General features: G+C 56.7%; 23 protein-coding genes. 7 read left to right on the top strand and 16 right to left on the bottom strand.

The window, feature by feature from the left end; translation table 11 throughout:
* Positions 1–140 precede the first annotated feature (140 nt).
* Positions 141–1,139 carry a class I SAM-dependent methyltransferase gene (locus tag ACJ9N4_RS17405; RefSeq protein WP_182273143.1) on the bottom strand — a complete coding sequence of 333 codons (999 nt, stop codon included), beginning with the start codon at positions 1,137–1,139 and terminating at the stop codon, positions 141–143.
* 161 nt (positions 1,140–1,300) lie between these two features.
* Here ACJ9N4_RS17405 and ACJ9N4_RS17400 point away from each other — a divergent pair, with 161 nt between their 5' ends.
* Positions 1,301–2,260 (top strand): YbgA family protein, encoded by a 960-nt coding sequence (locus ACJ9N4_RS17400; RefSeq protein WP_411500678.1) that lies wholly within the window; start codon positions 1,301–1,303, stop codon positions 2,258–2,260.
* 55 nt (positions 2,261–2,315) lie between these two features.
* Here ACJ9N4_RS17400 and ACJ9N4_RS17395 read toward each other — a convergent pair whose 3' ends face one another.
* Together ACJ9N4_RS17395 and ACJ9N4_RS17390 are read right to left on the bottom strand one after the other, a co-directional pair.
* Positions 2,316–2,843: an NAD(P)H-dependent oxidoreductase gene (locus tag ACJ9N4_RS17395; RefSeq protein ID WP_182273145.1), complete on the bottom strand. Its 528-nt coding sequence runs from the start codon at positions 2,841–2,843 to the stop codon at positions 2,316–2,318.
* A gap of 11 nt (positions 2,844–2,854) precedes the next feature.
* On the bottom strand, positions 2,855–3,169 hold the full coding sequence (locus tag ACJ9N4_RS17390; protein ID WP_182919179.1) for a DUF1330 domain-containing protein: 315 nt from the start codon (positions 3,167–3,169) through the stop codon (positions 2,855–2,857).
* A 115-nt stretch (positions 3,170–3,284) separates the two neighbouring features.
* Here ACJ9N4_RS17390 and ACJ9N4_RS17385 point away from each other — a divergent pair, with 115 nt between their 5' ends.
* Both ACJ9N4_RS17385 and ACJ9N4_RS17380 read left to right on the top strand, forming a co-directional pair.
* The gene (locus tag ACJ9N4_RS17385) at positions 3,285–4,268 is read left to right on the top strand and encodes a LysR substrate-binding domain-containing protein (RefSeq protein WP_411500677.1); all 984 of its coding nucleotides are present in this window, start codon (positions 3,285–3,287) and stop codon (positions 4,266–4,268) included.
* Between the two features lie 35 nt (positions 4,269–4,303).
* Positions 4,304–5,392: an AAA family ATPase gene (locus ACJ9N4_RS17380; protein WP_411500676.1), complete on the top strand. Its 1,089-nt coding sequence runs from the start codon at positions 4,304–4,306 to the stop codon at positions 5,390–5,392.
* A gap of 28 nt (positions 5,393–5,420) precedes the next feature.
* Here ACJ9N4_RS17380 and ACJ9N4_RS17375 read toward each other — a convergent pair whose 3' ends face one another.
* The 4 genes from ACJ9N4_RS17375 to ACJ9N4_RS17360 form a co-directional block, all read right to left on the bottom strand.
* On the bottom strand, positions 5,421–6,374 hold the full coding sequence (locus ACJ9N4_RS17375; RefSeq protein ID WP_411500675.1) for a GlxA family transcriptional regulator: 954 nt from the start codon (positions 6,372–6,374) through the stop codon (positions 5,421–5,423).
* A gap of 26 nt (positions 6,375–6,400) precedes the next feature.
* Positions 6,401–7,180, bottom strand: coding sequence for an MBL fold metallo-hydrolase (locus tag ACJ9N4_RS17370; protein ID WP_411500674.1), 780 nt, complete (start codon positions 7,178–7,180; stop codon positions 6,401–6,403).
* 124 nt (positions 7,181–7,304) lie between these two features.
* Positions 7,305–8,123, bottom strand: coding sequence for a lipoprotein NlpA (gene nlpA, locus ACJ9N4_RS17365; RefSeq protein WP_182274599.1), 819 nt, complete (start codon positions 8,121–8,123; stop codon positions 7,305–7,307).
* 110 nt (positions 8,124–8,233) lie between these two features.
* Entirely contained in the window at positions 8,234–8,653 is a 420-nt protein-coding gene (locus ACJ9N4_RS17360) for a GNAT family N-acetyltransferase (RefSeq protein WP_411500673.1), read from the bottom strand.
* Positions 8,654–8,836: 183 nt separating this feature from the next.
* On the opposite strand from ACJ9N4_RS17360, the gene ACJ9N4_RS17355 reads away from it, so the two are divergent.
* Positions 8,837–9,133, top strand: a complete 297-nt coding sequence (locus ACJ9N4_RS17355) for a YicS family protein (RefSeq protein WP_182273152.1) — start codon at positions 8,837–8,839, stop codon at positions 9,131–9,133.
* A 107-nt stretch (positions 9,134–9,240) separates the two neighbouring features.
* A complete protein-coding gene (locus ACJ9N4_RS17350; protein WP_182273153.1) occupies positions 9,241–10,146 on the top strand; it encodes a DMT family transporter in 906 nt (301 codons plus the stop codon).
* Here ACJ9N4_RS17350 and ACJ9N4_RS17345 read toward each other — a convergent pair whose 3' ends face one another.
* The 5 genes from ACJ9N4_RS17345 to ACJ9N4_RS17325 all read right to left on the bottom strand — a co-directional run bounded on the left by ACJ9N4_RS17345 (position 10,147) and on the right by ACJ9N4_RS17325 (position 13,074).
* On the bottom strand, positions 10,147–10,413 hold the full coding sequence (locus tag ACJ9N4_RS17345; protein ID WP_020686436.1) for a Txe/YoeB family addiction module toxin: 267 nt from the start codon (positions 10,411–10,413) through the stop codon (positions 10,147–10,149). It lies immediately after the preceding gene.
* Complete coding sequence (locus ACJ9N4_RS17340) at positions 10,388–10,660, bottom strand: type II toxin-antitoxin system Phd/YefM family antitoxin (RefSeq protein WP_182919174.1); 273 nt, start codon at positions 10,658–10,660, stop codon at positions 10,388–10,390. Before ACJ9N4_RS17340 ends, ACJ9N4_RS17345 begins: the two co-directional genes overlap by 26 nt.
* A gap of 80 nt (positions 10,661–10,740) precedes the next feature.
* Positions 10,741–11,931, bottom strand: coding sequence for a purine ribonucleoside efflux pump NepI (gene nepI / locus ACJ9N4_RS17335; protein WP_411500672.1), 1,191 nt, complete (start codon positions 11,929–11,931; stop codon positions 10,741–10,743).
* Between the two features lie 65 nt (positions 11,932–11,996).
* Positions 11,997–12,524, bottom strand: a complete 528-nt coding sequence (locus ACJ9N4_RS17330) for an SRPBCC domain-containing protein (protein WP_411500671.1) — start codon at positions 12,522–12,524, stop codon at positions 11,997–11,999.
* 97 nt (positions 12,525–12,621) lie between these two features.
* A complete protein-coding gene (locus ACJ9N4_RS17325; protein ID WP_182919171.1) occupies positions 12,622–13,074 on the bottom strand; it encodes a DUF1198 domain-containing protein in 453 nt (150 codons plus the stop codon).
* 99 nt (positions 13,075–13,173) lie between these two features.
* On the opposite strand from ACJ9N4_RS17325, the gene ACJ9N4_RS17320 reads away from it, so the two are divergent.
* Positions 13,174–14,076, top strand: a complete 903-nt coding sequence (locus ACJ9N4_RS17320) for a LysR family transcriptional regulator (protein ID WP_182919170.1) — start codon at positions 13,174–13,176, stop codon at positions 14,074–14,076.
* Positions 14,077–14,225: 149 nt separating this feature from the next.
* Entirely contained in the window at positions 14,226–15,026 is an 801-nt protein-coding gene (locus tag ACJ9N4_RS17315) for an MBL fold metallo-hydrolase (RefSeq protein WP_182919169.1), read from the top strand.
* A gap of 63 nt (positions 15,027–15,089) precedes the next feature.
* Here ACJ9N4_RS17315 and uhpT read toward each other — a convergent pair whose 3' ends face one another.
* The 4 genes from uhpT to uhpA all read right to left on the bottom strand — a co-directional run bounded on the left by uhpT (position 15,090) and on the right by uhpA (position 20,048).
* Positions 15,090–16,487, bottom strand: a complete 1,398-nt coding sequence (gene uhpT, locus ACJ9N4_RS17310; RefSeq protein ID WP_182273160.1) for a hexose-6-phosphate:phosphate antiporter — start codon at positions 16,485–16,487, stop codon at positions 15,090–15,092.
* Between the two features lie 142 nt (positions 16,488–16,629).
* Positions 16,630–17,949, bottom strand: a complete 1,320-nt coding sequence (locus ACJ9N4_RS17305; RefSeq protein ID WP_182273161.1) for an MFS transporter — start codon at positions 17,947–17,949, stop codon at positions 16,630–16,632.
* Positions 17,950–17,958: 9 nt separating this feature from the next.
* Positions 17,959–19,458, bottom strand: a complete 1,500-nt coding sequence (uhpB, locus tag ACJ9N4_RS17300) for a signal transduction histidine-protein kinase/phosphatase UhpB (RefSeq protein WP_182273162.1) — start codon at positions 19,456–19,458, stop codon at positions 17,959–17,961.
* Positions 19,455–20,048: a transcriptional regulator UhpA gene (gene uhpA, locus ACJ9N4_RS17295; RefSeq protein WP_182273163.1), complete on the bottom strand. Its 594-nt coding sequence runs from the start codon at positions 20,046–20,048 to the stop codon at positions 19,455–19,457. Before uhpA ends, uhpB begins: the two co-directional genes overlap by 4 nt.
* Positions 20,049–20,096 lie beyond the last annotated feature (48 nt).

Here is a 20,096-nt window from a genome sequence, read left to right as displayed (position 1 = left end):
ATCACCATAGGTAAAGGATGTTAAAAAGTGTTCACCATGTCCCCGAACACCTGTCTACCATGTCCCCGGACCGTACACCCTCAAGGGAGAGGAGGTATTCTGTGCCAACCTGCACCTCAAGGGAGAGGGAACCGATCGCGCTAAGCTTTAATCTCCATCACCGCATACACCCCATCCTTCGGCACTACCACGGTCACATTCTCCACCGGCACACCCGCCGCAATGTGGATGTCCTGCAGCTGTTGCAGCGTACGCGGGAAGATAGGCTCCCAGCCAATACAGCGCAGGGTAAAGTCAATCTGCGGGCTGCTGGTCAGCATATTCGACACTATCACCCCCCCACCGGGCTTCACCAGCCGTAGCACACGCTGCAAAAATATCGCCGCATCGGCATCGTTGAAGTATTCAAAAATCCCCAGCGCGTCCACCAGCTCAGCCTGGTGCTCGCCCAGCTCCAGCAGTAAATCTTCGTTGCGCACCAGCGTATTCACCAGGTTGCGCCTGAGCAACGTCAGCTGTTCGCCCACGATGAGTCCTTCCTGCGCGGCCAGAGTTTCTGCCCAGCTCAGGGCGACCGGGTCTTTATCCACCAGCGTCAGGTACACCTGCTGGCCGTCGAGTTTTGCATTGCGCAACGCTTCCAGCACCGGGATAGCCGCGCCGCTTGCCAGGCTCACCCAGTTGTTCTCACCCTCGTTGTGGATGTATTTTTCCACTAACGCGCCCAGCACCCGTGCGCGGGAACGCACGCCAATGGCGTCGTTCGCATGGATAAACCACTGGCGGCTGTCGCTGTCCATTTTCGTCCCTTCCGGGAGACGGCCTTCCAGTGGGTTTTGCACCACAAACAGCGCCAGCGCAGAGGGAACCAGCCGTGTGCGCCACGCGGTAAGGGCAGGACGGTTGCGATACGCCTGCTCGGAATAACGGTTCTGAGGGATAAGCACCGCCTGTCCCCCCTCTTCGTATTCAATAAGTGGAGGCTGGAGCGCCGGATCGGCTTTCAGCGCCTGATCGAGCGTGTTGATCTCCCGGGCTGTCTCATCTTTCATTGGCCACTGATCGCTGACATCCGGAAACGAGGCGCTGTAAATCGCCATGTTTTCCGGTGCGTTGCCACGAAAAGGCTGCCAGTTCATTTCGCTATCCCCCCGTTGAGCTTTTAACGGAAGTCTATCCAGGCTGGCCAGTAATACCCTACGAAGAAAGCACGATCTTCACTACAGCGCGCGGAGACCCGGGCATGGACAAATCAATCATGCTGTGTAAGTTTTAACTATATGCTCCGGAGGTACACACCATGACAACAAAACCTGTGCTGGGAATTAGCGGATGTCTGACCGGCTCCGCCGTTCGCTTCGACGGCGGACATAAGCGTATGGGCTTCGTCATGGACGAGCTGGCGCAGTGGGTCAGTTTCAAACTCGTTTGCCCTGAAATGGCAATCGGTCTGCCGACACCTCGTCCGGCACTGCGTCTGATTCAGACCGTCAGCGGCGAAACCCGGATGCGTTTTAGCCATGCCCCTCACGATGACGTCACGCAAAAAATGGTCGACTTTGCCGCTGGTTATTTGCCAAAAATCGGCGATCTCGCCGGTTTTATCGTCTGTGCGAAATCCCCCAGCTGTGGCATGGAGCGCGTGCGGTTGTACGATGAAAACGGCAACCGGGGCCGCAAAGAGGGCGTGGGGCTGTTCACTGCCGCGCTTCTTGAAACCTGGCCGTGGCTACCCGTAGAGGAAGATGGTCGCCTGCACGACCCCATACTGCGGGAAAACTTTGTTGAGCGCATTTTCGCGCTTCACGCACTGAACACACTGCGCGCCAACGGCCTGACGCGCCACGCGTTGCTGGACTTCCATAGCCGTTACAAACTGCAGTTGCTGGCACACCATCAGGCAGGCTACCGCGAGATTGGCCCGTTCGTCGCCTCACTGCACCAGTGGGACGATCTGGACGCGTTCTTCGTGGTGTACCGCGAAAAGCTGATGGCGATCCTGAAGAAACCCGCGTCACGGAAGAACCACACCAATGTGCTGATGCATATTCAGGGTTATTTCCGCAACCAGCTGAACAACCGCCAGCGCGGAGAGCTACGGGATGTGATCCTGCATTACCGCAACGGGCTGCTGCCCATCCTCGCACCGCTCACGCTGCTGAAGCATTATCTGGCCGAATATCCTGACCCGTATCTGATGACGCAAAACTACTTTGATCCCTATCCCGATGATTTGGCCCTGCGTCTGGCTGTAACCTGAGGGTCACCACAGAGTCCCAAATCAGCGCCCTGTTGAGGCCTCATGGTCGTCTTTTTTACGCCACGTGCAACGCCTGAGCCAGCGCTTGCTGGAACTCTGGCACCTTATCCCGGTTCGCCGCCGCCACTTCGTAAAACGCCAGGGGTGGCAGCCAGTTCATGCCCACATACAGCGCGCTGGCCTTCATTGGGCTGAGCACCTCATCCATTGAGCTTTGGATCAGCCCTTCACGGGAGTAGGTAAACGGGCTCGCGCCAGCGGACGTCACCACCATGAGATCTTTGCCTTTTAGCGCATCGCCACCCGCACCAAACGCCCAGCCATACTGCCACACTTCGTTGAGATAGCCTTTCAGCATCGGGGTCAGGTTGAACCAGTGTGTCGGGTAGATAAACACCACGCGGTCGACGCCGTGGTAGGCCGCTTGTTCGGCCACCACATCAATGGCGTTTACGTCGTTGCCGTAGAGCGTTTCCAGATTACGCACGATGACGTTATCCGCTTCGCTCGCTGTCTGCTGTAACGCATTGATGATACGAGACTGTGAAGCATACGGATGGGAAACAATCGCTAAGGTTTTCATAAACCGCTCCTTTATTGTTGTTCTGGTATCACGCCTTTTACCAGCCATGCGTTGGTGCTGGCGGCGGCGTGACGGTAATGAATGATGTCCTGATACGCCGGAGAGTCGTGCCAGGCGTGCGCCTGCCCGACGCTGTCGAACTGCAGCATCACCAGCATCCCTTGCGGGCCGTTGCCCTCCACGGTGTCGCACTGGCCACCCATCACCAGCCGCTTACCACCAAAGGCTTTGTAGCTGGCTTCAACGTTTTCGCGGTAGGGCTGCATCGCTGCCGCATCGTGGATCACAACATCAAAAATGAAATATGCAGGCTCAGACGGTTTCATACGGGTTCCTCGCAGGGGGTTGATGGCGAGAGTATGTGCCCGTTTACTCGTAACGAGAATTGGGGGTATGGTTGATAGATAATCAACTCCAGGTTGTGAATGAGGGGAAAGACGGATGGAGTTATCCCAGCGAGTCAGGGCGATTGTGTCGTTCGTGGAAGCCGCCGACGCGGGCAGTTTTGCCGCAGCAGCGCGCAGCCAGGGGATCAGCCCCGCCGCGGTCAGTAAGAACATCGCCGGGCTGGAGCAGGCGCTCGGGGTCAGGCTGATGAACCGCACCACACGCACACTGAGCCTGACGGAAGAAGGACGCGTCTTTTTGCAACAGGCGCGGATTGCCATTGGTGCGCTGGATACGGCGATGGATGCTGTTGTTGCACGCAAAATGGAGACCCGCGGGCACGTTCGTATTTCCACCAGCGCCGCCTTTGGGTGCGAGCAGTTACTCCCGGTGTTGCCGGGGCTGCGGGCGCGCTACCCGGGTATTTCGGTAGAAGTGGATTTTGACGACAGGGTGACGGATCTCATTGCCGACGGCTATGACCTCGCCATTCGCGGCGGACATATTGTCGATTCGTCGCTGGTTTCGCGCCCGGTCTGCCAGCTGAAAACCGTGCTGGTTGCCTCGCCGGGCTATCTTGAGCGCTGCGGTGTACCCACAACGCCCGACGACCTTGCGCATCACCATCTGATTGCCCGACGCTTCTTAAGTGGGCGCGTTTCCCCCTGGGGGTTCAGGGAGCAGGACGGCAGCCTGACGACGCGGGAACCAGACGCAGCGGCTGTGACCCTCTCCGCACCAGAAGCTCAAACGCAGGCTGCGCTTTTAGGATTAGGGATTGCTCAGGTGGGCGTACATCATGCGCTGGTGCATTTGCAGTCCGGCGCGCTGAAAACCGTGCTGGTTGGCCAGCACGATCCGGGGAATTACGAGATGGTTATCCAGTATCCTCACCGTGCGCTGGTCGCGCCACGCGTGAAAGCTACGGTGGAATATCTACTGGAGGCCTTTCACCAGAATGCTTCCCTGCATTTCCCTGTCGACAGGCTGGCGGATTATACCGCCTCTCCCTTGCCGTCACCCGCATCAGGAAAATAGACTATGGCTCGTACGGACACAGGAACCCTTCACCGATGATCAACACCCTGCACATTGAAAACTACCGCTCGATTCGCGACATGTCGCTGGAACTGGAGCAGCTCAACATCGTCTTCGGCCCGAACGGCACCGGAAAATCAAATATCTACAAGGCGATCCACCTGATGCACAGCGCGGCTCAGGGGCAGTTTTCCCAGGCGCTGGCGAACGAAGGTGGAATTCTGAAGGTGTTCTGGGCAGGCAAAACCCGCAGCGACCAGCTTCGGCGCATGAATCTGGCAGTGGAAACAGAAACCTACGAATACGAATTGCAGGTGGGCTTTGTTGAGAGGCTGCCGTATGCCTCGCAGTTTCAGCTCGACCCGGTGATCAAAGAAGAGTCCATCTGGCTGAGCGGCCAGCATCGCCGACCGTCATCACAGTTGATGAAACGTAAGAATCAGGCCGTGTTCCTGAATAATGTGCATCACGAAAAAGTGACCCACAGCGGCACGCTGTATGAGAACGAATCGGTGTTCGGGCAACTCGGCGAACCGCACCTCTACCCGGAAGTGTCGCAGATGCGCGAGTCCCTGCGTAACTGGCGTTTTTATCACGAGTTTTCCGTCTCATCCGGTTCGGCTATCCGTGCGCCGCAGGTCGGTTTCCGCTCCCCGGTGCTGGCCGGAGACGGCGCGAACCTGGCGGCAGCGTTTCAGACCATTGTCGAGATTGGCGACGAGCTGCTGCTGATGCGCATCCTCGACCAGGCCTTCCCCGGCTGCGTGTTTTACAGCGACAACTCAGGTGGACGCTTCCGGATGATGATGCAGCGCGAAGGGTTAAGCAGGCCGCTGGAACCGGCAGAGTTCTCCGACGGCACGCTGCGTTTTCTGTGCCTGACGGTGGCGTTGTTAAGCCCACGCCCGCCTGCGTTTATCGCCCTCAATGAACCGGAAAACAGCCTGCATCCGCAGATGCTGCCTGCGCTGGCGAGCTTAATTGCCGAAGCCAGCCGCTACTCGCAGATCTGGCTCACCAGCCACTCGCCGGAGCTGGCGAATTTGATTGAAAAACACCGTTCGTTTTCGCTGTATCAGCTGTCGATGGTGGAAGGGGAGACAAGGATGGATAAGCTGGGATAATTGCCAGGTGGCGCTACGCTTACCTGGTCTACAGACGAGTCCGGAACGTCTTGCGCCACTCCGCCGGGCTGACCCCAAAGCGTGCCTTAAACTGCTGACGCCAGGTCACCGCAGAGTTAAACCCTACCAGCTCGGCCACGCTTTCAACCGGCATATTTCCGGCTTCCAGTAAGGTCTGGCTGCGCCGCAGGCGCTCGGCGGTGAGCCAGTCGGCCACGCTCATGCCCGTGGCCTTAATAAAATGGCGGGTCAGCGTGCGGCGGCTCATTGAAACAACATCGGCGAGCGAATCCAGGTTGTGGGGTTCGGTAATATGCTGCTGGAGGTAGTCAATCAGGCCGTTAATCCGCGCGTCGCGGGTATCTTTTGGTACAGGCTGCGCAATAAACTGCGCCTGCCCGCCTTCGCGGTGCGGCGGCACAATCATCCGGCGGGCAATCTGGTTGGCCACCACGCTGCCAAAACGTTGACGGATGATATACAGGCAGCAATCAAGCGCGGCTGCGGTACCCGCAGAGGTGATGATGTTGTCGTCATCAACGTAAAGCGCATTGATATCCAGCTGTACGTTCGGGAAAAGCGACTGGAACTGGCGTTCGAACTCCCAGTGGGTGGCGGCACGTTTGCCGTCAAGAATGCCTGCATAACCCAGCACAAACGACCCGAGACACAACCCGACGATTTCCGCGCCGCGGTCTCTTGCCTGAACCAGGTTATCGAGCAGCGTCTGTGGCGGGCGTTCCAGCACATGTTGCCAGTAAGGCACCACGACGATATCGGCTCGCCCGATGGCTGAAAAATCCTGCGTCGCATTGAGCGCGAAACCGTCTTTCGAGGTCAGAAAACCCGGTTTTTCAGCGCAGATCGTGACAGTAAAGCGCTTTTCACCGGATACGGTATCACCAAATAAAATACAGGGAACGGAGTAGTGGAACGGGCTAAACCCGTCCACCGCGACAATCGCGACGTTGATAAGCGGCATCTGTCTCTCCTTTCCCTTAGTGAGGCTCAGAATATAACGGTTTCACCGTCCTGTGGAATGCTCAGCGCATCACTAAACTGGTTAGCTTCTGCGTACTCGCGCAGTGCGCTTCGGGTCAGCAGACAGTGGTTGATGGCTTCCATATGAGCCGCCACAATCTGCGCCTGCGGCAGCAGGAAATGCACGTTAAGCACATCCTGCTCCCCCATAATGATCGGCCCGAAGCCAATCACATGCGCGTAACCGGCGTTAACGACCACCACATCCGGCTGGTGTTGTTGCAGATCGGCTGCCACTTCCTCACGCCAGATAGTATCCCCTGCGATGTAGAGCGTCTTCTCATCAGGATGACGGAAGACCACGCCACAGGCTTCACCCAGACGTTCTGCCAGTTCCGGTACCGCGTAAGCGCGGTCGGTACCGTGCTGGCCGCCGTGGGTTTTCGCAATCAGGATATCGCCAAACGCGGTCTCTTCACCCATCACCGTCAGGCTGGTAAACCCCTGGCTGCGTAACAGCGCGGCATCCTGATCGTTTTGCACATAGATAGGTTTGTCTTTGGCGATCAGCTCAATCGCGGTTTGATCCCAGTGATCGTTGTGGGTGTGGGTGACCACCACTGCATCAGCATCCAGCAGTGTGTTGACGTCCACAGGTAATTCCACCATCGGGTTGCGAATATCCGCGCGCGCCGTACCGGGAAAACCGGGATAAGCGCCTTTCGGAGCCAGCATCGGGTCAATTAAAAAGCGTTTGCCGGCGTAGGTGATCAGTTGTGTGGCATTGCGAATTTGAGTGATGTTCATGGGCTATCCTCCGGTGGGTGTGATAAGGAGAATAGCCAGATACCGCGCATTGCGATGTGGGCTAAAGGGCGATGATCGATGGAATCGGGTCAACGTGAAAAGGCGGGTTTCCCCGCCAGACGCCTTACCAGCCCGGTACCGCGCCGCCGTTAAAGAGCGTCTCCGCCGCTTTCGCCACTTCAGGTGACTGATACGACTGAATAAATTCCTTCACGTTTTCCGCGTCTTTGTTGTCTTCACGCGTCACCACGATGTTCACGTAGGGCGAGTTTTTGTCTTCGATAAAGACGCTGTTATGTACCGGAGAAAGCCCGGTTTGCTGGATGTAGGTGGTGCTGATGATGGCGACATCGACTTTCGGGTCATCCAGCACGCGCGGCAGCTGCGCACCTTCCAGCTCCATGATTTTCAGATCCTTCGGATTTGCCGTGATATCCAGCGCCGTTGGCAGCAGGCCCACGTCCGGCTTGAGGGTAATCAGCTTCTCTTTTTGCAGCAGCAACAGCGCGCGGCCAAGGTTTGTCGGGTCATTGGGGATGGCAATGGTCGCGCCGTTTTTCAGCTCAGACACGGATGTAATCTTGCGGGAATAACCGGCCATCGGGAAGACGAAGGTATTCGCCACGGCCACCAGCTTGTAATTATGCGCCTTGTTATCTTCCGCCAGGAACGGACGGTGCTGGAAGACGTTGGCATCCAGCTCGCCCTGGTTGGTGGCATCGTTGGGCAACAGTGAGCCGCTAAAGCCCACCAGCTCCACGTCCAGGCCATATTTCTCTTTTGCCACCTTTTTGGCAACTTCCGCCACATCCTGTTCCGCGCCGTTAATCACGCCAACTTTGATGTGTTTAGCATTGCTGCCACCTTGATCGCAGCCCGCCAGCAGCAGGCCAGCAAGCACCAGAGCACTCAATTGAAATTTCACGAGGCATATCCTTTTGATGAACGTTTCAATGACTATATCGACAACGACGCGGTACGCTAAAAAATGAAAAAGAATCAATAAGAAGGATAAGTTATATGCCGGGTCACACCGCCATTACAGGGTGCTGGCTAAAGAGGTTTGGTCAGATAGTGTCTCTGCATACCCGGGTACGGATAATCCGGCAAAGACATCTGCAGCTGATAACCCTGTTTTTCATAAAACGGACGCGCCTGGAAACTGGCCGTATCCACCAGCGCATGTCGACAACCTTTGCGCTTAGCCTCAACCTCGGCAGATTTGATCAGCTGGCTACCCACCCCGGAGCCACGCGCGCCTTCGCTGACCCAGAGGAAGTCGATATTTAACCACTCACCTTTACGCACGCCGATTAACCCACCAAGCATCACACCTTTTTCGTCTCGCACGTAAACGCCAATATCCCCGCTAAAGGTCGTCAGATCCAAAAACTGCCCGTTGTAGGCTCTCAGCCCCGTTAACAGTTCGTTTTTATCCTGCTGTGTCACATTATCGGTAATGCTCAGGTGCATATTGTTCTCCTTATTTTCTGTGCATTCCTAATATTACATAGTCCTGACGCAATAAATATCTCCCTGGTATTGGGTGGGTGCTCATACGCAGGAACACGCAAATTCATACTTTCGACTTGAATCGCCCGCGTGAATGTAACTATATATTTCAGAAGAAGCATGTGACTATTACCGGAGGTTTCAATGAAATCTGCACACCTTGTTTGCCTGCTCGTCTGCCTGCTGTTTGCCGCGTTTGTCCACGCTCAGGAGAAGGACGACCCGGCGAAAGATAAACAAATAGAACAACAAGTCCTTAAGGATATTAAGAAAACCTGCACGCCACAGAAAAAGCAAAGTGATAAAGAATGGCAGGACATGATTTTGTCGTCTGAGGCCAACCGGCTGCTGATCAAAAATGCCATCACCGCCGTAAAACGTGACAACCTGGACAACTACTGGGCGGCAGTGGGTCAGGTGGATTGTATGGAAGATTATTAAGCGTGAAGCCCTGGCTTCACGCTGTTTTTTCAGAACGTTCACGATACACACCGTCGTACAAAGCTCCCATGTTATGCTAGAAAAAAATCATCATCACAGGGGAGAGCATGGGTTCCACACGTAAAGGGATGCTGAACGTCCTGATCGCTGCTGTTTTATGGGGAAGTTCAGGCGTTTGCGCGCAGTACATCATGGAGAAAAGCCAGATTTCCTCCCCGTATCTGACCATGATCCGCCTGCTGTTCACCGGCGTGATCCTGTTAACGCTCTCCTTCGTTCACGGTGACAAGATTTTCCAGGTCATAAAAAACCGCAAAGACGCCATCAGCCTGCTGATTTTCTCGCTGGTTGGCGCGCTCACCGTGCAGCTCACCTTCCTGCTGACGATTGAAAAATCCAACGCCGCCACGGCCACCGTACTGCAGTTCCTGTCGCCGACCATTATTGTGGCGTGGTTTGCACTGGCGCGGAAAAAGCGCCCGGGCGTGTTTGTCTTGTCGGCGATCATGACCTCGCTTATCGGCACTTTCCTGCTGGTTACCCACGGCGATCCGACGTCGCTCTCGATCTCGCCTGCCGCGCTGTTCTTCGGTATCGCCTCGGCGTTTGCCGCCGCGTTCTATACAACTTACCCCTCGACGCTGATCGCCCGCTACGGCACGCTGCCGATTGTCGGCTGGAGCATGTTGATTGCCGGGTTAATGCTGACGCCGTTCTACGCCGGGCGCGGCACCACGTTTGTGATCGACGGCAGCCTGCTGCTGGCATTCTTCTATCTGGTGGTGATCGGCACGGCGCTGACATTCAGCCTGTATCTGAAAGGCGCGCAGATGATTGGCGGGCCGAAGGCGAGCATTCTGAGCTGCGCTGAGCCGCTGAGCAGTGCGTTGTTGTCGGTTGTGCTGCTTGGCGTGGCGTTCACCCTGCCAGACTGGCTGGGGACGCTGCTGATCGTGTCGTCAGTTGTGCTGATTTCGATGGATTCGAGAAGGCGGGTTCAGACATCGGTGTGATTACGAATAATAGTGATAGCGACACATTAAAATGGTGAGTGCGCTATCCGTCACACCATAAACCAGACGGTCAGTATCGTTGATCCGCCGTGACCAGTATCCTGAAAGGTTGCCTTTGAGCGGTTCAGGCTTACCCAGTCCGTCAAACGGTTGACGCTTCGCATCCTCAATCAGCTTATTGATTCTACGAAGCGTCTTCTTGTCTTGTTCCTGCCACCACAGGTAATCATCCCAGCCGTTATCAGTCCAAATCAGTAGCCTGGTCATCTATCAGATCCCTCTGTGCTGTTTTTCCACTGTTTGCCTGAGCGATTGATTCCATCAGTCGGCTGGCGTTGGCTGGGGAATTCATCAGATGGATAGTCTCCATCATCGAGTTGTAATGCTGGAGAGACATGACAACCGCATCTCCACCGTTGCGGCGGCTAATGATGGTCGTTTCGACATTCTCATTCACGTCATCCAGCACATCTTTGAGTCGGCTACGTGCCTCGGTAAAAGTCACAACCTGCATACTTCCTCCTGTACAACTTACGGTACAAGTATATTGAGAAGATGGCTATTTATCAACCAATATACACGTACCCTACCCCATTACTTCGCCTTAACCTTCCCCGCCACCAGCAGCGCAGTCAGCAGCATCAGCGTGCCAGAAAGCACCAGCGGTGACGTCAGCCCCAAATGGTCCAGCGCGATGCCACCCACGGCCGCGCCGCAGGTGTTAGCCAGCTGGATCACCGCCACCTGAATCGACCCGGCTTTTTCCGCCTGATCGGCCAGTGAGCGGGTGATCCACGTCGACCAGCCGACCGGTATCAGCGCAAACGCAAAGCCCCAGATAATCGCAATCGCCGACGCGACCCACTTATCACTGCCCCACAGCACCAGCACAGTCGCACTGATGGCCAGCACCAGCGGCGCACCCGCCAGCGCCACTTTCAGCGAGCGCTTCAGGAACTGGGACGACAGCGAGGTGCCGACAAAACTGGCGATACCGAAGCTCAGCAGCACCAGCGTCAGACCGTCGACGTCAAAACCGGCCATCGTCATATAAACGGGACGGATGTAGGTGAAAAAGGCAAACTGCCCGGCAAAAGACATAAAGATGGCGCTCATCCCCGCCAGCACCCCCGGACGCCTGAGCAGGCTGAACATGTTCTGCTTGTGATGCGCCGCCTCACCCGGCAGGGATGGCAGCGCTTTCCACACCCACAGAATGCAGAAGACACCCATCACCGCAGCCGCGTTAAACACGTTACGCCAGCCGATGATCCCGCCGAGAAAACTGCCCAGCGGCGCAGCAATCACCAGCGCAATGGAAACTGCGCCGAAAATCACGGACAGCGCTTTAGGTACCGTACGCGCAGGTACCAGACGCATGGTGAGCGAGGCGGACATTGCCCAGAAGCCACCCAACCCCAGCCCCAGACAGGCGCGGCCAAGCAGCAGCAGGGTGAAGTTATTGGCAAACGAAACCAGCAGACAGGAAGCCGTCAGCAACACGCTGAAGAGGATGACCACTTTGCGACGATCAATAGTGCCAATCACCTGGGTGATAAACAGGCTGGAGAACATCGCCACAAAGGCGGTCACGGTAACGGACTGCCCCGCCACACCTTCGGAAATGCCCAGATCCTGCGCCATTGGCGTCAGCAGGCTGACCGGTAAAAACTCAACGGTAATCAGACAGGCAACGCAGAACGCCACAGAGAAAACCGCCGACCAGTTGGGGCGTGATACCTCTTTGGTCTGCGGTCGGGTCGTGGGCTGGATATGTTCTGTCATGGCATCACCTGAAGAGTAAAACGTGCGGGAAAGTCGCGCAGTTTATCATCAAAAATGTGACGAATTTAACGTTTTGACAACTTTTCTTGCATCGCGGCATTCGCCAGCCCGACGATCCACTCCTGATGCCCGTTAATCATCGGGTTAGGTACGGTGCGCGCTAATTCCTGCGCCGGAACACCTTTCTGAGACTCCTGAGTCAGAATGCGCACGCGGTTGCCGGGCAAGTCTTCAAACAGCCAGGCGTGGATCACATCGAGACGAGCGTTCGCATCGCCTTCCACCCAACCGTGCCAGGCAATACGTGCTGCTTCACCCTCGACAGGAGGCACATATTCCGTCACCAGCGCTTCAACCGGGAAGCCGAAGGTGGTGAAACGAAAGCGGGCGTTAGCACTCAGTTCCGGGCCGCTACCGTCGTGGAAATGAATATCGTCGGCGTTGTTGTAGTAGCCCGGCCACAGGGTCGTGTCGTTGAGCTGCGCCCAAATTTCTTTCGCACTCAGCCCGGCGGCGATGATTTCGTTGGATGCAAAGTTATCGGTAGTGCCTGGCAGGTAGTCGTTCGGCCAGATAATCGCGGATTGTTTCATGGTTCACCTCATCGTGTCGTTGATGAGGTGATGGTGCGCCCGTGAGTGGTATAAACCTAATGACGATACTTTATACTCTTCATCACAATTTGTGATATCAGTGCAGGTAAAAAACGCCAGCTTCCGGCAGGAACAGCGCGTTATAGCGTAGCTGGAAAGCGTTTAGCTCCTGCGGATCTGGCTCCATTTCACGCATAAAGCCGAGCGTGAGACGGATTTGCGCATCAGTAATGGGCGAAGCCAGACGGGCTTTACGCAGCAGTCGATGCCAGGTATGCAAGTTCTCTTCACTGCCGTCGACAATGCAGACCTGCCAGATCAGCAGCACCTGCGCAGCATTTTGCAGATGGGCCTCATCCGGACGCTCAAGGTAGCGGATAAACTCGTTGCCAGGCGTTTTACCAAACTGGTCGATCATCGATTCGAGTGGAACCGGCGTGATCCCCAGACGCTCGCTTAAGCGTTTGATTGCGCGGCGTGAATCAGAGGTCAGGATCCGAAATCCGACCACAAACACCACGGCAAGCGTTGCCAGCATTATCCAGACCATGCGTTCTCCTTAGAATAGCCGCTCATCATAGCGAGAAACGCAGCGCGTCGACAGCAGGCAGCGCCATAATAGTGAACTGAAAAGAGGTGGAAAGTCGCCATGAAAGCGGATCTGCGCACGCTGGATCTTAACCTGCTGAAAACGCTGGATGCCCTGCTGGACGAACGCAGCGTCACGCGCACGGCGGCACGTCTTGCGCTTACTCAACCCGCAGTAAGCGGCATGCTCAACCGTTTGCGGGATTACTTCGACGACCCGCTGTTTGTCCGCGCCCCGCACGGCATTGTGCCGACTACACGTGCGGAAGAGCTTGCTGCTCCCGTAAAACGTATCCTGGCGGACATCGACGTGTTGTTGCAGCCCGTCTCTTTTGACCCGATCACCGCCAACCTGACTTTCACCCTTGCCGCGACCGACTACGCCCTGCGCGCGGTAGTCGTGCCATTCATCGCCGCCCTTAAAGTACAGGCCCCTTCTATCCGCGTGCGCGTCGTCCCGGTTGAGCCAGACCGCCTGGTTGCTCAACTTGAGCAGGGAAAAATCGACCTCGCCCTGCTCACACCGCACACGACGCCGGACGAACTCCACAGCCGCGCGCTTTATGATGAACGGTACGTTTGTATGATGCGTGCCGATCACCCTGATGCCGGAAAACCACTGACGCCAGACCGTTTTTGTGCGTTGGAGCATGTGCTGGTCTCTTATGAAGGTGAGGGCTTTCACGGTGTGACCGATGACGCGCTGGCGAAGATGGGCCGAAAACGCCACGTCGGGTTATCGGTGAGCAGCTTTTTGGTGCTGCCGGATGTGCTGGCCATCAGCGACATGATCGCCGTGGTGCCGGAGCGAATGGCGGAAAACCGGACGGGGATATTTGTGTGTGATACGCCCGTTGCGGTGCAGGGGTTTACCAAGAGCATGGCCTGGCATGGTCGCACACACCGAAACCCGGCGCAGGTGTGGCTGAGGCGGGTGTTGCTGGTGACCAGTCAGAGAGCGTAACCCCCTCCACCAGTACCACATGGAAATGCCCGGGATTATTCATGTTTCAGAAGTTTGAGGCGCATGGAGTAAAGCAGTGTATCAATGGTGTATTGTCGATAAAAATCATACCCGCCGATAACGAATATTGACGCCAGGGAAGAGCGAACATGTCCATAACAATCAGCGTTCTGCTGGAAAACCGACCGAACCCCAACGCTAAAAATTTACTGCGGGTTAAAGCAGGGCTCAGTCTGTTGATACAGGATGAAAGAGATTCAATTCTGTTTGATACCGGACCTGATGATAGCTTTCTGCACAATGCAGGCCTGATGGGCATCGATTTGACCAGTCTAACCGCAACTGTGCTCTCGCACGGCCACTATGACCATTGTGGTGGTGTTCCGTGGTTACCTGAAAAATGCCGGATCATATGCCATCCCCAGGTAGCCAGTGAGCGCTACGCGGCAGTAAGGTTTTCAGGCTATACCGCCAGAATAAAAAAATTGTCGCTGAATAATGATTATTCACGTTATGGCATGGAATACAGCAGTACCCCACTCCATATTGGGGAACGCTTTATGTGGTCAGGAGAGATCCCTGTCGCCAAACCGCACGCATACGGTGTTATCGGTAGCAAGAATACGAAAGTGGATTATGTAAACGATGAAGGGGTTTTGATCTATAAATCCGACCGTGGTCTGGTCATTTTTATCGGTTGTGGGCATCGGGGGCTGATTGATATTGTGCGTCACTGCCAGAGAATAACCGGCATAAATCACGTTCATGCGCTTTTCGGTGGTTTCCATCTACGCTGTGCGTCGCCACATAAGCTCTGGGCAGTCAGGCAGTTTCTGCACAACCTAAAACCAGACAACATAATGGGCTGCCATTGTACGGGTAAATGGGGCAATTTGTGGTTACCGGAAGCCGTCTCCCCGTCGACAGGGGATGTTTATGTTCTGGGTTAGGACGTGAATACGCGAATAAAAAAGCCCGGCATCACACACCGGGCAAAGAAGTCACCTGCACACTCAGGCCGCTTTCAATTTCTGCTTCTGCGCACGATTTTCACGGCGGATCTTACGTTCTTCGAGCACGGCAACCATTGCCATCAGAACGATACAGCCGATGGCTGCAGCATCCAGCGCCGCGAAGGTGCCCGCCCAGCCGGTGAGGCCGAAGATTGGCGTGCCGTCGGCGATCATCCCCAGACCGAGCTTGGCAAAGCTGTCGCCGATCAGGTAAGCGAAGGTGCCCTTAATCCCATCGGCAGCGCCGATCGCTTTTTTCGGTACGAAGCCAACGGCCGCTACGCCGATCAGCAACTGCGGGCCAAACACCAGGAAGCCAAGCGCGAACAGGGACGCCAGGTAGACGTACTGGTTACTGGCGTGTTGATAAACGCCCAGAGTGGCAATAATCAATGCCAGCGCGACGCAGGCCACCAGCGCACGACGTCCGTTGGCAAGGTCTGAGAGCCAGCCCCACAGCAGCGTGCCGACCAGCGCGCCCACTTCAAACAGGGTAAAGCCCTGGATCGCGACTTCTTTGGAGAGCTTCAGCTCCTGGAAGGCATACACGGTCGACCACTGGTCGATACCGATACGCACCACGTACAGGAAGATGTTGGAGAAGCACAGCAGCCAGATCACTTTGTTTTTCAGCACGTATTCAACAAAGATCTGCCATTTGGTCATCTCGTTTTCTTCGGTCTCTTTGTCCTCTTCGCTGACCTCCTCGCCGAACAGCTCTTCGGCTTTGCCGAGGCCGTAAGATTCCGGGGAATCACTGCCGAAGCGCAGACCGATAAAACCAACGATCAGGGCGATAATCGACGGGAAGATAAACATGCCGATCACGTGGCCGTCGAACAGGACGTTCGCCCCAAACAGCGCCACGCCTGCCGCACCCGCACCGCCGAGGTTGTGGGAGATGTTCCACATCCCGAGGTAAGAGCCACGTTTACGACGCGGCGTCCATTTGGTGATGGTGGAGTAACTGCACGAGCCGCCGGTGCTCTGGAAAAAACCGCTCAGGGCATAGAAGGCGATCATCAGGAACAGGCTGACAGAGCCCGCGCCCATGCTGGCGCTAAAGCCGAGCATACAGATGGCGGAGAGGATCAGCATAAACGGCAGGAACTGCTTGGTGTTTTTACCGTCTGCGTAGTAGGAAACCAGCGTTTTACCCACGCCGTAGGTGATGGAGAAGCCCAGACCAATCATCCCCAGCTGCGTCATGCTCAGCCCGTAGGTGGAGATCATGTCATTCTGCGCGATGTTAAAGTTTTTGCGGATCAGGTACATGGTCAGGTAGCCGATAAAGACCACCAGATAGGACTGCATGAACGGTTTGAACCACATTTTGCGCCGCACATCGAGCGGCAGATCCAGGGTCGGCTTACGCACCTGGTTCAGAAAGGCCAGCATGGGTATCTCCTGAGCTGATTTTTATACCTGCGAATGGCAGGCATTGTAAAAATCAGCCGGGAGCGATGCCTGAGACACCGTCCAGGTGAAACCGGGAAAATATCTTAGTTTTGCGCCATTCGGGACGAAAAGGTGAGGCACATCACGCTTCACTGGCTCCGCGTGGCGACTGGGCATTCAAAAACGGTAGCAGCAACAGCGCCGAAATCCCGGCGGCGATGGCAATCACGGCGAAAAATCCGCTCCAGTGCCAGGTGTCGATCACCCGCGCCAGCGGCCAGCCGGAGAGCGATGCACCGAGGTAGGCAAACAGCCCAACAAAACCCGTTGCCGCACCCGCTGCCTCTTTGTGCGAGCACTCCGCCGCCGCCATGCCGATCAGCATCTGCGGGCCAAACACAAAGAAACCGGTGGTGAAGAAGCATGCCGCCTGCATCACGTAGCTGGCAAACGGCATCAGCCACAGCGAGCCAACGGAGAGCAAAATCCCGGCGGCGAAGATCAGGTTCATCGGGCCACGGTTACCGTTAAACAGCTTGTCTGAGCCCCAGCCCGCCACCAGCGCACCGATAAACCCACCCAGCTCGAACATTGTCACCGCCGAGTTGGCGGTCACCAGATCCACGCCGAGCGTCTCGGACATGTACAGGTTGCCCCAGTCGTTGATCGCCGCACGTACCACGTAAACCAGTACGTAACACAGCGACAGCAGCCAGATGTATGGATTCAACAGCACATATTTGGTGAGGATCTCTTTACGGGTCAGCCCCGCACCTTCTTGTTGCTGGGCGACTTCCAGCTCGTCGTGCCGCCAGTCCCCCACCGCAGGCAACCCCACAGTTTGCGGCCTGTCGCGCAAGCGCCAGCAGAGGAACAACCCGGCGATAATTGCCAGACCACCGGCAATCATCATCCCCACGCGCCAGCCATAGTGCAACGCCGCCGCGCCCACCACCATCGGGATCAGCGCCCCACCAACGTTATGCGCCGTGTTCCATATTGCCCACCAGCCGCCGCGCTCGTTGCGCGAGTACCAGGCGGTAAGTAAACGCGCGCAGACCGGCGCGCCCCAGCCCTGGAAAAAGGCGTTTAGCGCCCACAGCAGCGCAAACGCCCACAGCGAGGTGGAAAAGCCGAACAGGATATTTACTACGCCGGTGGCAATCAGCCCAACGCCCATAAAATAGCGGGCGTTGGAGCGGTCGCTGACGATACCGGAGAAAAACTTCGACAAGCCGTAGGTGATGTAAAACAGCGTCGCCAGCAGGCCGATATCGGTACGAGCCATCACGCCGCTGGCGAGGATTTCCGGCGCGGCGGCGTTAAAGCTTTTGCGGGTGAAGTAAAACAGCGCATAGCCGAGCCAGATGGTTGCCAGAATATGGCGTCGCCAGTAGCGATAGCGGGCATCAATTTCGGCTTTATCACTTATCGGAGCCGCATTGGCAGGCATTTTAAACATGCTCAGTCCTTATGCATAACGCAGCGGCAAACTGACGCTGACGCGCGTGCCGTGAGTGCAGGAAATCATCAGCGTACCGCCCAGCGCCGTGACGCGCTCGCGCATCCCCGCCAGGCCAAACCCCTGCTGGCCGGAACCCGGCGGTAAGCCGCAGCCATCGTCTTCAATCACCAGCATCAGGCGTTCGTCCTGTTGCCAGCCCTGCAGCGTCACCGCGCTGGCACTGGCGTGTTTAACGATATTGTTCAGCCCCTCCTGGCAGACGCGGAACAGCGTCACGCGCTGGCCTTCGCTCAGCGCCCGTTCATCAATATGCCAGTCGAGATGGCTGACGATACCGCGGCTTTCCAGCTCCATCTCACGCATCAGGGAACGCACCGCCTGCTCAAGCGACAGGTCATCCAGCTGGCGCGGGCGCAGTCTTCCGAGCAAACGACGCACCGAGTCATACACCCCAAGCGAAAGCTGTTCGATATGTGCGCCACCCTGCTTCACGCCCGTATTTTCCGCCGCCAGACGCTGAACAATACCCGCCTGAGTACGAATGGCGGTGATGGTCTGGCCGATATCGTCATGCAGCTCGCGCGCCACCTCCTGCCGGACAATCTCCTCGGTTTCCAGCAGGCGCTCCGCCAGACGACGATTACGCGCCAGCTCGGTTTGCAGGGACTGGTTCAGCTCACGCAGACGTTGAATACCCGCTCCGAGCAGCAGCCCGGTCAGGCTCTGCGCCAGCAGCGAGAGCAGTAAATCAACGGGGTGATCGTGCCAGGTCTGGCTGGCAATCAGCGCGATGGCGTTCATCAGCGTGGCGATGAGTGCCCCCTGCCAGCCGTAGTGCCAGGCAAGGGCGATGATTGGCAGCGCCAGGCAAAACGGCGTAAAGCGTGAAAGTTCAGCGGGCAGGCCAAGCTGAAGCCACAGACTCACCACAAACAGCAGCAGATACCAGATGAGATGCCGGGCTCGCCAGTTCACCGGTTGCGAAACCAGCGCCGGTCCCAGCGGCTGCCAGACGGTGCTGGTGAGATAGTGCCAGATAACCAGGCAGGTCGGCGCGAGCGTCAGGCCACCCGTGAGGGTGAGCAGAAGCGCATTGAGCATCTGCTTCTCACCAATCCACGGCAGGGATTGCAGCAGCGCGGCGGCCATCAGCGCCGCTCCCTGACGCAGCAGGGTTCGCCAGTCCCGCTGGTATCTATAGCGGGAGGTAAGCGCCACGGGAAGCAGCGTCAGCACGCTTCCGGTCATCAATAATGGCAGATGCGCCAGCGCCACTTCCTGTGCCAGCCAGACCAGCATCAGCCACTCCGCACCCAGCAGTACCGGCCAGTAGCCGCGCGGGCATTGCAACATCAGCCCCAGACGCAGACCAAACGGGAACAGCAGCACCGCCAGCTCCGGGCGTTCGACCAGATGCAGGCTGATGCTCCACAGGCAAAACCATGCGGCAGAGAAGATAAAAAAGCTGGCAACGACGGCGATCAGCCGTGAAAACACAGAGTTCATTGCCAGCTATCAAACATACGGCGTGCCAGCTCGACATCGTTGCTGACGTTGAGTTTTTCCATCAGGTTGGCGCGGTGAACATGTACGGTTTTTGGCGACAGCGCCAGCTCAGCAGCAATCTCTTTTACCGACATTCCCTGCGCGAGTTTTTCTGCCACCTGCCGCTCGCGTTTCGTCAGCGGATCCTGACGTCCTGCCGCCAGCTTGATGGCAATATCCGGCGTCAGGTAGCAGCCACCGGTCGAGACGGTGCGCACGGCGGCAATCAGCTCGTCCGGGCTACAGCGCTTGGAGAGGAACCCGCGCGCGCCCGCATTGAGCGCCTGCTCCACCAGCGCCGGGCTGTCGTGAACCGAGAGCATAATCGTCGCCATCCCTTTCGGCAGCTGGCTTAGTAGTTCCAGGCCGGAGAGATCCGGCATCGAGATATCGCAGATACAGACCTGCACCCCGCGCCCGGGCAGACCAGAAAGCGCCTCGCGGCCAGAGCCAAACTCCGCCACCACCTGAAAATCAGGTTCAAGGCTGAGAAGCTGAGCAAATCCGGAGCGGACAATCAGGTGATCGTCGATAAGGGCGATGGTGGTCATAGCGCGTTCCTGGCGGATAAAAAAACGCGCTTACCTTAACGATAAGCG

Origin of the sequence: Enterobacter sp. LM3, assembly GCF_046622475.1 — a bacterium.
Classification (GTDB): domain Bacteria; phylum Pseudomonadota; class Gammaproteobacteria; order Enterobacterales; family Enterobacteriaceae; genus Enterobacter; species Enterobacter cloacae_P.
The sequence above is the reverse complement of the archived record's forward strand: the minus strand, read 5'-3'. Positions and strand labels throughout refer to the sequence as shown.

Excerpts from the sequence above, each read along its gene's own strand:
- ACJ9N4_RS17395 (WP_182273145.1), bottom strand. The coding sequence starts at position 2,843 with ATGAAAACCTTAGCGATTGTTTCCCATCCGTATGCTTCACAGTCTCGT.
- ACJ9N4_RS17330 (WP_411500671.1), bottom strand. The coding sequence starts at position 12,524 with ATGAAACAATCCGCGATTATCTGGCCGAACGACTACCTGCCAGGCACT.
- uhpT (WP_182273160.1), bottom strand. The coding sequence starts at position 16,487 with ATGCTGGCCTTTCTGAACCAGGTGCGTAAGCCGACCCTGGATCTGCCG.
- ACJ9N4_RS17385 (WP_411500677.1), top strand. The coding sequence starts at position 3,285 with ATGGAGTTATCCCAGCGAGTCAGGGCGATTGTGTCGTTCGTGGAAGCC.
- ACJ9N4_RS17405 (WP_182273143.1), bottom strand. The coding sequence starts at position 1,139 with ATGAACTGGCAGCCTTTTCGTGGCAACGCACCGGAAAACATGGCGATT.
- uhpB (WP_182273162.1), bottom strand. The coding sequence starts at position 19,458 with ATGAACTCTGTGTTTTCACGGCTGATCGCCGTCGTTGCCAGCTTTTTT.
- ACJ9N4_RS17305 (WP_182273161.1), bottom strand. The coding sequence starts at position 17,949 with ATGTTTAAAATGCCTGCCAATGCGGCTCCGATAAGTGATAAAGCCGAA.
- ACJ9N4_RS17340 (WP_182919174.1), bottom strand. The coding sequence starts at position 10,660 with ATGCAGGTTGTGACTTTTACCGAGGCACGTAGCCGACTCAAAGATGTG.
- ACJ9N4_RS17325 (WP_182919171.1), bottom strand. The coding sequence starts at position 13,074 with ATGGTCTGGATAATGCTGGCAACGCTTGCCGTGGTGTTTGTGGTCGGA.
- ACJ9N4_RS17375 (WP_411500675.1), bottom strand. The coding sequence starts at position 6,374 with ATGCCGCTTATCAACGTCGCGATTGTCGCGGTGGACGGGTTTAGCCCG.
- uhpA (WP_182273163.1), bottom strand. The coding sequence starts at position 20,048 with ATGACCACCATCGCCCTTATCGACGATCACCTGATTGTCCGCTCCGGA.
- ACJ9N4_RS17380 (WP_411500676.1), top strand. The coding sequence starts at position 4,304 with ATGATCAACACCCTGCACATTGAAAACTACCGCTCGATTCGCGACATG.
- ACJ9N4_RS17360 (WP_411500673.1), bottom strand. The coding sequence starts at position 8,653 with ATGCACCTGAGCATTACCGATAATGTGACACAGCAGGATAAAAACGAA.
- ACJ9N4_RS17400 (WP_411500678.1), top strand. The coding sequence starts at position 1,301 with ATGACAACAAAACCTGTGCTGGGAATTAGCGGATGTCTGACCGGCTCC.
- ACJ9N4_RS17315 (WP_182919169.1), top strand. The coding sequence starts at position 14,226 with ATGTCCATAACAATCAGCGTTCTGCTGGAAAACCGACCGAACCCCAAC.
- ACJ9N4_RS17345 (WP_020686436.1), bottom strand. The coding sequence starts at position 10,413 with ATGACCAGGCTACTGATTTGGACTGATAACGGCTGGGATGATTACCTG.
- nepI (WP_411500672.1), bottom strand. The coding sequence starts at position 11,931 with ATGACAGAACATATCCAGCCCACGACCCGACCGCAGACCAAAGAGGTA.
- ACJ9N4_RS17320 (WP_182919170.1), top strand. The coding sequence starts at position 13,174 with ATGAAAGCGGATCTGCGCACGCTGGATCTTAACCTGCTGAAAACGCTG.
- ACJ9N4_RS17390 (WP_182919179.1), bottom strand. The coding sequence starts at position 3,169 with ATGAAACCGTCTGAGCCTGCATATTTCATTTTTGATGTTGTGATCCAC.
- ACJ9N4_RS17370 (WP_411500674.1), bottom strand. The coding sequence starts at position 7,180 with ATGAACATCACTCAAATTCGCAATGCCACACAACTGATCACCTACGCC.
- ACJ9N4_RS17350 (WP_182273153.1), top strand. The coding sequence starts at position 9,241 with ATGGGTTCCACACGTAAAGGGATGCTGAACGTCCTGATCGCTGCTGTT.
- ACJ9N4_RS17355 (WP_182273152.1), top strand. The coding sequence starts at position 8,837 with ATGAAATCTGCACACCTTGTTTGCCTGCTCGTCTGCCTGCTGTTTGCC.